Source organism: Promicromonospora sp. Populi, from assembly GCF_041081105.1.
Classification (GTDB): domain Bacteria; phylum Actinomycetota; class Actinomycetes; order Actinomycetales; family Cellulomonadaceae; genus Promicromonospora.
Genome location: NZ_CP163528.1, coordinates 2,452,425 through 2,464,423, shown reverse-complemented (window position 1 = coordinate 2,464,423; position 11,999 = coordinate 2,452,425). Strand labels below are relative to the sequence as shown.

The window sequence follows — 11,999 nt, the reverse complement described above, 5'->3', positions numbered from 1 at the left end:
TCACGTCACACGCATCCGATACCGCTAATAGGCTGGGCCCATGGCTTCCCACTACGACGTCGTACTCCTCGGCGCGGGCCCCGGCGGCTACGTCGCCGCCATCCGCGCTGCCCAGCTCGGTAAGTCCGTTGCGATCATCGAGGAGAAGTACTGGGGCGGTGTCTGCCTCAATGTGGGCTGCATCCCCTCGAAGGCCTTGCTCCGCAACGCTGAGCTCGCGCACATCTTCACTCACCAGAAGGACTTCTTCGGCATGGCCGGGGACGTCTCGTTCGACTTCGGGAAGGCCTGGGACCGTTCGCGCACGGTCGCGGACGGCCGCGTCAAGGGCGTGCACTTCCTCATGAAGAAGAACAAGATCGCGGAGCTCGACGGCCGCGGCACGTTCCGCGACGCGAACACCATCGAGGTGGCCCTCAACAAGGGCGGCACCGAGACGGTGACCTTCGACAACGCGATCATCGCCACGGGCTCCGAGGTGCGCCTCCTGGCCGGCGTCGAGCTGTCCTCGAACATCGTGACCTACGAGGAGCAGATCCTCACGCGCGAGCTGCCCAAGTCGATCGCCATCGTCGGCGCCGGCGCCATCGGCATGGAGTTCGCCTACGTCCTGAAGAACTACGGCGTGGACGTCACGATCATCGAGTTCCTCGACCGCGCGCTGCCGAACGAGGACGCGGACGTCTCCAAGGAGATCGCCAAGCAGTACAAGAAGCTGGGCGTCAACCTGCTGACCTCCACCGCGGTGCAGACCGTGAAGGACAACGGCTCGTCCGTCACCGTCTCCTACAAGGGCGTCAAGGACGACAAGCCCGGCGAGCTCGTGGTCGACAAGGTCCTCATGGCCGTCGGCTTCGCCCCCAACATCAAGGGCTTCGGGCTCGAGAGCACGGGCGTGCAGCTCACCGACCGCGGCGCCATCGCGATCGACGACTACATGCGCACGAACGTGCCGCACATCTACGCCATCGGTGACGTGACCGCCAAGCTCATGCTGGCGCACGTCGCGGAGGCGCAGGGCGTCGTTGCCGCCGAGACCATCGCCGGCGCCGAGACGCAGACCCTGGGCGACTACCGCATGATGCCGCGCGCGACCTTCTGCTCCCCGCAGGTCGCCTCGTTCGGCCTCACGGAGCAGCAGGCCAAGGACGAGGGGTACGACGTCAAGGTGTCGTCCTTCCCGACCATGGCCAACGGCAAGGCCCACGGCCTGGGCGACACGACGGGCTTCGTCAAGCTCGTCGCCGATGCCAAGTACAACGAGCTGCTCGGCGCCCACATGATCGGCCCGGACGTCTCCGAGCTGCTGCCGGAGCTCACGCTCGCGCAGAAGTGGGACCTGACCGCCGACGAGGTGGCGCGCAACGTGCACACCCACCCGACGCTGTCGGAGTCGGTCCAGGAGACGGTGCACGGTATCGCCGGGCACATGATCAACTTCTAGTTGGTCGCTCGGCCGCCCTTGGGTGGTCGGCCTGGTCAGAGGCCCGGACCCGCGGAATTCCGCGGATCCGGGCCTCTTTTGCGTCCGCCCGACGACGGCGCGGCCAGCACCGGACCGCTCCTACGAGCCCACGTCGAGCCAACTCCGGGTGAACTTGTCGAGTTCACCCAGGTTTCTCCTATAATCGACCCCATGGGACGATAGGTACTGGATACGATCTTGCTCGGCCATCGACAACGACGCGGTAGCCCGAGGCTGCGTCGTTTTCATCCCCGGGACTACCCATGTCTCTAGGGGATAGGTGGACTGCGGATGGACTCGCACGAGCATCTCAAGACTGTCGTGGATCTCCTGCGTCGGCGTGCGCAGGATGAGCCCGACCGGGTGGGTTACCGGTTCTTGACATTCGTCCGGGGCGCCGAGCCCGAGGACACGTCCATGACGTACGGCGAGCTCGACGCCCGTGCCCGGGCCGTCGCTGTCACGCTGTCCGAGTCCGCGGAACCGGGTGACCGCGTGCTCCTGATGACGTCACCGGGCCTGGACTACGTCACCTACTTCTACGGCTGTCTCTACGCCGGCCTCGTCGCGGTGCCGGCCTACCCGCCGACGGCCACTCGCCACCTGCGCCGGATCGAGTCCATCGTCGCGGACTCCCGGGCCCGCATCGTCGTCACTGACGCAGACCTTCCCGCGGGAAGTGTCGACGGGATGCCAGGGGTAACCCTGCTCGACGTCGGCGCGGCTCCCGCCGACGGCCGGGAGCGCGGCTGGCGCCCGCCCGACGTCGCTCCGGGCGACGTGGCGTTCCTCCAGTACACCTCCGGGTCGACGGCGGCCCCTAAGGGCGTGATGGTGACCCACGCGAACCTGCTGGCGAACTCCGTGACCGCCTGCGAGACGTTCAAGATCGACGCCGACAGCGTGTGTGTCACCTGGGTCCCGCCTTACCACGACATGGGCCTCATCGGCGGGATCGTCTTTCCGCTGTACGGCCGCATGGAGTCGGTGCTCATGGCGCCCGCCTCGTTCATCCGTGACCCTGCGGTGTGGCTCCAGACCATCTCCCGGCTCCGGGCCACGCACAGCTCCGGGCCCAGCTTCGCCTACGACCTGTGTGTGCACCGGGTGTCCGACGAGGTCCGCGCCCAGCTCGACCTGTCTACCTGGACCCACGCGCTCAACGGTGCCGAGCCGGTCCGCGCCGAGGTGATCGACCGGTTCGCCGAGCGGTTCGCGAGCGCCGGGTTCCGCAAGGAGGCGTTCCAGCCGTGCTACGGCCTTGCGGAGGGCACGCTCGTAGTCTCCGGCGCCAAGTCCGGCGCGAGATCCGGCGGGGAGCCGGTGATCCGGGAGGTCTCCGAGCCCGGTCTGGGTGAGGGGCTGATGCGGCCGCGATCGGGCGACGAGGCGACGCTCCGGCTCGTCAGCAGCGGCCAGGTCGGACCCGGGGTCGAGGTAGTCCTGGTCGACGAGGCGACCTTGCTGCCGGTCGCCGACGGCGGTGTCGGTCGCCTCTGGGTGCAGGGCGCGGCTGTCGCCGCTGGGTATTTCGACGACGCCGAGCGGACCGCGCAGACCTTCGCCAACCACCTTGCCACCGGTGAAGGGCCGTACCTGGACACGGGTGACCTCGGCGCGCTGATCGACGGCGAGCTCTTCGTCACCGGTCGGGCCAGCGACCTGATGATCTTCACCGGCCGCAACGTCTATCCCCAGGACGTGGAGGCGACGAGCGTGGAGAGCCACCCCGCTCTGGCTGCGCTGCGTACCGCGGCGTTCTCCGTCGAACATGATGGGAGCGAGGTGCTCGTCGTCGTCCAGGAGGTGCCGCCCGCTCCGCTGAAGGATCCTGTCGCCCGGCAGGAGATCGCCGCGGTCGTGCGCCGGGCCGTGCTGCGCGAGCACCGGATCCCGGTCCACGAGCTCGTCCTGGTGCCCCGGCGGAGCCTTCCCGTCACGTCGAGCGGCAAGATCCGCCGTCGCGACACCAAGGCGTCGTACCTGGCCGGCGAACTAGCCAGCGAGCTGGCCGGCGAACTGGCTGGCGAGCGAGCCGGGGAACCGGCCGGCGTGCTGGCCGGCGAGCCGACCGCTCCCGAACCGGCCACCTCGGACGACCGGGCCCCTGCGGGCGCCGGCCTCCCGACCGGCACGCCCGCCGCAGCGCCGTCCGCCGCAGCGACATCAACAGCAGCGACACCCACCGCGGCGACACCAACCCCACCGACGGCCAACGAGATCGAGGACCGCCTGCGCCACCTGGTCGCCGAGCACAGCGGGCTGGACCTCACCAAGGTCGACGCCGGGGCCGACCTGGCCGACCTCGGCCTGGACAGCGTGCGGGCGGTCATGATCGCCGGGATCCTGTCGGACTGGCTCGGCACGGACGTCCCCCCGACGTTCGCGTGGGAGCACGGATCGATCAGCGCCGTGGCCGCGGCGCTGGCCGGGGAGTCCCCGGACGCGGCCGCGCTCGCCGAGACCCCAGACCTCGGCCGAGCGCCCGCTCCTGCCGGTGCGGCCGACCCGCGCGCCGGAACAGGCACAGACTCAGGCACACACTCAGGCACACACTCAGGCACACACACCGACCCGCGCACCGAGCCCATAGCGGTCATCGGCATCGGCTGCCGCTTCCCTGGCGGGGTACAGGGACCCGAGGCGTTCTGGGACCTCCTCGTCCAGGGGCGGTCCGGCGTCGTCGACGTGCCGGAGGACCGGTGGGACCTCGGTTCCGTCTTCGACCCCCTCCCCGGCGCGCCCGGCCGTACCTACTCCCGACACCTCGGCGCCCTGGGCGGGATACGGCGGTTCGACGCCGGCCTGTTCGGCATCCCTGACGCCGAGGCGGTCAAGATCGATCCGCAGCACCGCCTGCTGCTCGAGACGGCCTGGGAGGCGCTGGAGGACGCGGGCATCGCACCCGACTCCCTCCGGGGCAGCCGGACCGGCGTGTTCGTCGGGATGAGCGGGTCCGACTACGAGCGGCTGACCCTGCGCTCGGGCGACCTCGCGCAGATCGATGCGTACACGGCCACGGGAAGCGCCGGGAACTTCGGCGCCAACCGGATCTCCTACACCTTCGGGCTGACCGGGCCCAGCCTTGTCGTCGATACCGCCTGCTCGTCGTCGCTCGTCGCCGCGCACCTCGCGGTGCAGAGCCTGCGGTCCGGCGAGGTCGACTCCGCCCTGGTCGGCGGGGTCAACCTCGTGCTCACCCCCGACTCGACGGTGGCGCTCTCCCAGGGCCGGATGCTCTCCCCGGAGGGGGCGTGCAAGGCGTTCGACGCCTCCGCCGACGGGTACGTGCGGGGCGACGGGTGCGGTGTAGTGGTGCTGCGTCGTTTGTCCGACGTCGGGCCCGACGACCGTGTGGTGGGGGTGATCCGCGGCTCCGCCGTGAACCAGGACGGCCGGAGCAACGGGCTCACCGCACCGAGCGGCAACGCCCAGCAGGCAGTGGTCCGGGCGGCGCTGGACGCCGCGCGGGTCACGTCCGACGAGGTCGGGTACGTCGAGGCGCACGGGACCGGGACGCCGCTCGGCGACCCGATCGAGGTCCGGGCGCTCGCCGCGGCCCTCGGCACGGCCGACCGGCCGCGCCCGCTGCCCATCGGCTCGGTCAAGACCAACATCGGGCACCTGGAGGCCGCCGCGGGCATCGCCGGCCTTGTCAAGGTGCTGCTCGCCGTCGAGCGCGGCATGATTCCCCGGCACCTCAACCTCACGACGCCCAGCCCGCACATCGCGTGGGACGAGCTCGGCGTGACGGTGCCGGGCAACAGCGTGCGCTGGGCGGACCCGGTGCGCGTGGCGGGCGTCTCGTCGTTCGGCTTCGGCGGCACGAACGCGCACGTAGTGGTCCAGAGCCCTCCGGCGCGGTCCAGCGCCGGCGTCGCTACCGGCACCCCGGCGCTGTCGACGGCGGACACCCCGGCCGACACCCCGGAACCCGTAGTGGTCAAGCTCAGCGGGGCTGACGACGCCGCCGTGCGGGCGACCGCCGTGCGCCTCGCCGAGCGGGTCTCGGTGTCCCTCGCCGACGGGACGTCCGACGCCGAACGTCTGCGCGGCTTCGCGTGGGCCGCGGGGGCCGGGCGGGCCGACCTGGCAGTCCGGTCGGCGGTCGTCGCGGAGTCCGGCCCCGAGCTGCTCAGCGGGCTGCTCCGCGTCGCGATCGGCGACGGCGACCTCAACCGCGTCGTCGGCTCGCCGCCCCGGGTCGCGTTCCTGGCCCCGGGGCACGGCCTGCCCGTCGCAGGCTGCCTCGCCGGTCTCTACGGGCGCGTCCCTGTGATCACCGAGGTGATCGACAGCCTCGGCGGACCGGCCGAGCTGCCGCTGTCCGTGCTCGTCACGAACGACCGGTCCGCCACTGAGGCCCTTGCCTCCACCCACGTCACCCAGCCGGCCCTGTACGCGGCCGCGGTCGCACTGGGCGCCTGGTGGCGCTCGGCCGGCGTGGAGCCCTCCATGGTGCTGGGACACAGCGTGGGCGCGTACGCGGCGGCGGCACTCGCGGGTGTGTTCTCGGTTGAGGACGGCTACCGGCTCGTCACCGAGCGTGGTCGGCTCATGGCCGACGACGCGCCCGAGGGCGCCATGGTGCTGTTGCGCTGCCGCCCGGAGGACCTCGCGGGCCTGGGGCCGCTGGTCTCCGGCGCCGTCGAGGTGGCGGTGCACAACAGCCCGCACGACACCGTCGTGTCGGGGGACCCGGACGGCGTCGCCGAGGTGCTGGAGACGATGGCGCGCCGCGACGTGCGGGGCATCCGGCTCGGCGTTAATCGCGCGTTCCATTCGCACCACATGGACCCGGTGCTCGACGGTCTCCGGGCGGCCTTCGATCGAGTACAGCTCCGGTTGCCCGCCGTCCCGATGGTCTCCGACGCGACCGGTGAGCTCGTCGGCCCCGAGGTGGCCACCAGCGACTACTGGGTCCGGCATACGCGCGAGCCCGTGCAGTTCGGCGCGGCGCTCGGCGCCGCCCGCGCCGCCGGAGCTCGGGTGGTCCTAGAGCTCGGTCCGGGCGGCCTGCTCCCGCTCCTCGACCGGAACGAGGCCGGGGGAGAGGCACAGAGCGGGTCGCAGAGCGGGGTACAGAGCGGGATGCAAGGCGGGTCGCAGAGCGGCACACGTGGAAAGGCGCAGAGAGGGCGTCCCATGCGCGGGCTGGCATCGGTCTCGACGACGGGGCCGGCTCGGGCGTTGCGGGAGGCGTACGCGCAGTACTGGCGGGAGGGCGGCCACGTGGACTGGAGCGCGGTGACCCCGCGCCCGGCACACGTGCCGCAGCTGCCGACCTACCCGTTCCAGGGCCGGGACTACTGGCTGCCCGAGGCACCGGCACCGGCACAGGCACTGGCACCGGCACAAGCACCCGCCGTCGCGCCGCCCGCCGCCGTCCACCCGGCCGGTCCGGCCGGACCCGCTGGCCCGGCCGGACCGAGCGATCAGCTGAACGGTCGACCGAGCGATCGCCCGACCAATCATCCGAGCGATCACCCAGCTAATCATGAACCGCACGGCACCCCCGCGACCGCGGCGTGGCCCCCCGCGCAGCCGGACGCCTACCCCGCCGTCGTGCTCCCGGAAGCGGCCGACCGCATCCTCGCGCTCCCGGCGGACGAGGCGCCCCTGACGAGCTCGGTCGAGGTGCTCGAGCTCCTCCAGGAGCGGCTCGCCCCGGCCCTCGGCCTCGACCGGCCCGACCAGCTCGATCCCGACGCGTCGCTCTTCGACCTCGGCCTGACGTCCTTCATGGTCGTCGAGCTGCGCAGCGAGCTGGAGCGACGGCTCGGGCGCGAGATTCCGGCGACCGTCGTCTTCGACCACCCGACGGTCCGGCGGCTCGCCGACCATCTGTCCAGCGGACTCCTGCCCAGCGAGCTCGCCGAAGGGTCGCCCGACGACGACCTCGACGCGCTCGCGAACAGCCTCACGAATGGCCAGGTCGCCAACCGGGCGATCGGCGGTGAGCGCGCATGATCCGGCACCGGGCCCGCAGCCGGCTCACCTTCGTCTACAGCGGCTACGGGTCGCAGTGGCCGGGCATGGGGCGGACGCTCCTGTCCGAGCCCGGGGTCTGGCCCACGCTGCACCGGTGCGAGGCGACCGTGCGCGAACTCACCGGGTGGTCGCTGCTGGAGCACCTGAGCACCGACGAGGCGCCGCCCGAGGTGGGTGAGGCCGTCGCCGCCCAGACGGCGATCTTCACCATCCAGGCCTGCCTCACCGACCTCTGGCGACGTCGCGGCGTCATCCCTGACGAGGTCGTGGGCTACTCGCTCGGGGAGGTCGCGGCGGCGCACGCCGTCGGCGCGCTGAGCATCGAGCAGGCGCTCACGATCGTGGTCCGGCGGGCCGAGGCGGTCCAGCGGTTCGACGGCACCGGCACCATGGCCGTCGCGGGCCTCGACCCGCACACGGTCGACCGGCTGGTCGCGCGCGGCGGAGACGTCCACGTCGCCGCCGTCAACGCACCGGCGGTCGTTGTGGTCGCCGGGAGCGACGACGCCGTCGACGCACTCGGCGCGGACGTCCGCGCCGCGGGCGGCTGGTGGCTCCCGCTCCGCGTGCGGCACGCGCTGCACTCGCCGCGGGCGGCCGTCATGCGCCGGCCGATCGTCGAGGCGCTCGCCGACGTCCCGCCGCCGCGGGGCAACGGGCACATCGTGTCGAGCGCAGTCGGCGGGCGGGTGCCCGTCGCCGCGCTGGACGCCTCGTTCTGGGCCGACACGGTGATCCGCCCGGTCCGGTTCCGGGACGCGATCCGTACGGCGTCGGGCAGGGGGCACGACGTCCTGCTGGAGCTCGGGCCCCAGGCCACGCTGTCGATGGTGGCCGAGCAGTCGCTCGCGGGGCATGCCGCGCGCGTCACCAGCCTTGTGTCGATGCGCCGGGGGACCAGCCTGAACGCGTCCCTCCTGGACGTGTCGCACCGGCTGCGCGAGCTGGGCTACGGCCTGCGGCCGGGCGCCCTGAACATTCCGGCTGCCTCGGTTGCCTCGGTTGCCTCAGCTGCATCGGTTGTCGGGGCCGCCCACGGCGACGCGCCAAGGCTTCCGTCCCCCGAGCCAGAGCTCGTCGCGCCCGTCTGCACGACGCCGGGGGCGGTGGCCTCATGAGCCTCAGCTACGCCGCGACCGTCGCCCGCGAGTACGTGCACCGCACGGCCGTCGCCGAGGTCTTCGTCACCGACACGTCCGATACCGAAGGGACGTACCGGGTGGCAGCTCAGCTGCCACGAGGCCACCTCATGCAGGAGGGGCCCGTCCTCGACTTCTCCCTCCTGGTCGAGACCGTCCGGCAGGCCGCCGTCTGCGTCTCGCACCTGCACCTCGGGGTTCCGCTGGGTCTCGCGTTCCTCTTCCGAGACCTCGACGTGCAGATCGACGACGCCGACGCCCTGCGGGTCGGGGACCGGCAGGCGCACCTGGAGGTCGGCACCGCTCTCGAGGCGCGCCGGACGATCGGCGGCAGGGTGACCGGCGTCGAGTTCACCGGGCAGATCCTGGTCGACGGCCGGGCGGCGCTCACCGGGCGGGGGTCGCTCATGGTCATGACCCCCGCGGAGTGGAAGAGCCTGCGCGGGCTCGGCCGGCGCGAGACCCTGAGCGCCGCCGAGCCGCTCCTGCCGTCCCCGCAGCCGTCCCCGCAGCCGTCGGCACAGCCGTCGGCACAGACATCTGCGCAGCCGTCGGCGCGCGCCGACCCCCGGACTGTCGGCCGGCGGGACCCGCGCAACGTCGTGGTGAGCCAGGTGTCCCTGGTCCCATCTTCGGCCGGCGAGCGTCGGGCGGAGTCCTGGCTCCATGTCGACACCCGTCACCCCTACCTGTTCGACCATCCCCTCGACCATGCACCGGGCAACCTCCTGCTCGAGGCCGCGCGCCAGTCGGCCGCGGCGGCCGTGTCGCTCTCCCACGGCCTGCAACCGTCCGACCTCGTCGTCCTCGCGTGCACGGGTTCGTTCGACGCCTTCGTCGAGCTGGACCTCCCCACGCAGGTCGTCACCCAGGTCGCCGAGCTGACCACGCGTGGCGCGATCGTCGCGTGCTCCACCCGCACTTCGATCCTGCACGCCGGCAGGGTCGCAGCCCAGATCGACCTCACGATGGGAGTCACAGCATGATCAGCGACCAGTTCAGCGGCCAGAGGATCAGCACGCTCGTCTTCGACTACGGCGGCGTGCTGACGAACCCGCTCGAGGAGACGTTCTACCTCTTCTGCAAGGCGGTGGGCATCTCGCCGCTGCAGCTGCGGGAAGCCATGGGCGCCTCCGCGTACGAGCACCGGGCGGAGCCGATGGCCCAGCTCGAGGTGGCCGCCATCACCGAGGACGAGATGATCAAGCGGCTCGCCACCTACCTGCCCGAGGGCACGCTCGACCGCCTCGAGGGCAAGCCGTTCGGCGAGTGGTGGTTCAAGGGGCGGCGCACGGAGACCGCGGTGACCGACGCCATCGCCGGCTTCCGCGAGCGCGGGTACACCACGGCGCTGCTCACGAACAACGTGCGGGAGTGGGAGCCGCGCTGGCGCGCGCAGGTCGACGCCGACGCCCTGTTCGACGTGGTGGTCGACTCCAGCCGGGAGCAGGTGCGCAAGCCTGACCCGGAGATCTACCGCAGGCTCCTGGAGCGCCTCGGCAAGCCCGCCTCGGAGTGCCTGATGGTCGACGACCTCGAGGAGAACTGCGCGGCCGCCCGCGACCTCGGGTTCAGCGCCGTCGTGTGGACGCGCGCGGACGCCTCCCTGCCGGAGATCGAGGCGCTGCTCGCCACGGGTGCGGCGCCGGTCGCCGAGGGCGCGTCATGACCGCGCCGCCGTTCAGTGCACAGCCGGTCAGCACGCTGCCGGTCGTCATAGTCGGCGCGGGCCCGGCCGGCCTGGTCGCGGCCTGCACGCTCGCGCTGCAGGGTGTGCCCGTGCGGGTGTACGACGCGCGGCCGGGACCCGACGACCAGCCCCGCGCCCTCGTGCTGTGGGCCGGCTGCCTGGAGGTGCTCGACCGTCTGGGCGTCGGGGACGACGTCCTGCAGGAGGGCCTGGTCCTGCAGCGGGCGCGCTACTCGTCCGTTACCCGCCCGCTGTTCACCGTCCCGTTCGGTGGGCTGGCGGGGACCCGGTTCACGCGCCCCGTCTGCCTGCCGCAGCCCGTAGTGGTCCGGCTGCTCCTGAGCCGCGCGACGGCGCTGGGGGTGGACGTGCGGTGGAACCACCGGGTCACCGAGGTGCGCCTCGACGAGGACCGCGCGGTGGTCCAGGTCGCCGATACAACAGGTTTCGGCACGACAGGCTCCAGCACGACGGGCTCCAGCACGACAGGCTCCAGCACGACAGGCTCCAGCACGACGAGCGCGACGACGGAGGTCGCGGCCCGGTGGCTGGTCGGCGCCGACGGGTCGCGCAGCGTCGTCCGTGCGGCCGCCGGGGTGGAGATGGAGGGCCGGACGTTCACCCGGGAGTTCCTCCTGGTCGACGGCCGGGTCGTCAGCCCGGACCTGCCGGTCGACGAGGCGCGCTATGACCTGGGGCCGAGCGGGGTGCTCGTCGTCGTACCGCTGCCGGACGGGACCCACCGGGTCTTCGCGGACCGTGAGATCCCGCCGGAGGGCACACCCGACACCGTCTTCGACGACGCGCTGGCGGCGCTGCGGCTGCGCCAGCCGACGGCGACGATCAGCGATGTCCGCTGGGCGAGCCGCTTCCGGGTCCACTCGCGGGTCGCCAAGCAGTTCCGCAGCGGCCCGGTCCTGCTGGCGGGTGATGCCGCGCACGGGCACTCGCCTGCCGGCGGCCAGGGGCTCAACACCGCGGTCCAGGACGGTTTCGACCTTGCCTGGCGGCTCGCCGCCGCATTCGGGGGAGCGGACGCCGCGGTGGTCGACGGGTACGAGGCCGAGCGCAGGCCGGCCGCGCAGCGCGCGGTCCAGCAGGCCGACGCGCAGACCAAGCTGTGGCTCGTGGCCAACCCGGTGCTGCGCACGCTGCGGGACGCCCTCCTGCGGACCGTGGGCGGCAAGGCGCGGTTCCAGGGAGCGGCCGTCGGCCGGCTCGCGCAGCTCGACCTCGGGCTGCGCAACAGTCCCGCCCTGGTCGAGGGGCAGGTACCCCAGGGAATCGGCCTGCCGGCCGTGGGGCGGTGGAGCGGTCTGCCCGTGCCGCCGCGCGACGACCTTGGCTGCGCCGTGCGGCACCGTCTGGTCGTCTCCGGCCTGACGGCGCAGCAGCGTGACGCCCTGATCCGCGAGGCGCCCGCTGGTGTGCTCGTCACCGACCCGCCCGGAGCGGGCGCAACAAGCACAGCAGGCACAACAAGCACAGCGGGCACAGCAGCTACAGCGGGCACAGCGGGACGGCCGACGATCGTCTGGGTGCGGCCGGACGGCGTCGTCGGCGGGGCGACCGACTGGGCCGGGCGCGGGCGGATCCTCCGCCTGCTCGGCGGGCGAGCGCCGGCGCGCTCGGGAGAGCCGGTGATCCCGGCCGAGAGCGAGGTGGCGGAGAGCGACGTGGCCGAGAGCGAGGTGGCCAGGGGCTGACGCGCCAC

Annotated in this window: 6 protein-coding genes; all 6 read left to right on the top strand. The window is 72.5% G+C overall.

Features of this window, described 5'->3' with window-relative positions:
- Positions 1-40 precede the first annotated feature (40 nt).
- The 6 genes from lpdA (at position 41) to AB1046_RS11215 (ending at position 11,991) form a co-directional block, all read left to right on the top strand.
- The gene (lpdA, locus tag AB1046_RS11240) at positions 41-1,444 is read left to right on the top strand and encodes a dihydrolipoyl dehydrogenase (RefSeq protein ID WP_369375300.1); all 1,404 of its coding nucleotides are present in this window, start codon (positions 41-43) and stop codon (positions 1,442-1,444) included.
- A 312-nt stretch (positions 1,445-1,756) separates the two neighbouring features.
- Positions 1,757-7,435, top strand: coding sequence for a beta-ketoacyl synthase N-terminal-like domain-containing protein (locus tag AB1046_RS11235; protein ID WP_369375298.1), 5,679 nt, complete (start codon positions 1,757-1,759; stop codon positions 7,433-7,435).
- Positions 7,432-8,574 carry an acyltransferase domain-containing protein gene (locus AB1046_RS11230; protein WP_369375296.1) on the top strand — a complete coding sequence of 381 codons (1,143 nt, stop codon included), beginning with the start codon at positions 7,432-7,434 and terminating at the stop codon, positions 8,572-8,574. Before AB1046_RS11235 ends, AB1046_RS11230 begins: the two co-directional genes overlap by 4 nt.
- Positions 8,571-9,581 (top strand): ScbA/BarX family gamma-butyrolactone biosynthesis protein, encoded by a 1,011-nt coding sequence (locus AB1046_RS11225; protein WP_369375294.1) that lies wholly within the window; start codon positions 8,571-8,573, stop codon positions 9,579-9,581. Before AB1046_RS11230 ends, AB1046_RS11225 begins: the two co-directional genes overlap by 4 nt.
- Positions 9,578-10,264 (top strand): HAD family hydrolase, encoded by a 687-nt coding sequence (locus AB1046_RS11220; protein ID WP_369375292.1) that lies wholly within the window; start codon positions 9,578-9,580, stop codon positions 10,262-10,264. Before AB1046_RS11225 ends, AB1046_RS11220 begins: the two co-directional genes overlap by 4 nt.
- Positions 10,261-11,991, top strand: a complete 1,731-nt coding sequence (locus AB1046_RS11215; RefSeq protein WP_369375290.1) for an FAD-dependent oxidoreductase — start codon at positions 10,261-10,263, stop codon at positions 11,989-11,991. The genes AB1046_RS11220 and AB1046_RS11215 overlap by 4 nt, the downstream gene beginning before the upstream one ends.
- The last annotated feature ends 8 nt before the right edge of the window (positions 11,992-11,999 follow it).

Coding starts and splice junctions, on each gene's coding strand:
- AB1046_RS11220 (WP_369375292.1), top strand. CDS start 9,578: ATGATCAGCGACCAGTTCAGCGGCCAGAGGATCAGCACGCTCGTCTTC.
- AB1046_RS11225 (WP_369375294.1), top strand. CDS start 8,571: ATGAGCCTCAGCTACGCCGCGACCGTCGCCCGCGAGTACGTGCACCGC.
- lpdA (WP_369375300.1), top strand. CDS start 41: ATGGCTTCCCACTACGACGTCGTACTCCTCGGCGCGGGCCCCGGCGGC.
- AB1046_RS11235 (WP_369375298.1), top strand. CDS start 1,757: ATGGACTCGCACGAGCATCTCAAGACTGTCGTGGATCTCCTGCGTCGG.
- AB1046_RS11215 (WP_369375290.1), top strand. CDS start 10,261: ATGACCGCGCCGCCGTTCAGTGCACAGCCGGTCAGCACGCTGCCGGTC.
- AB1046_RS11230 (WP_369375296.1), top strand. CDS start 7,432: ATGATCCGGCACCGGGCCCGCAGCCGGCTCACCTTCGTCTACAGCGGC.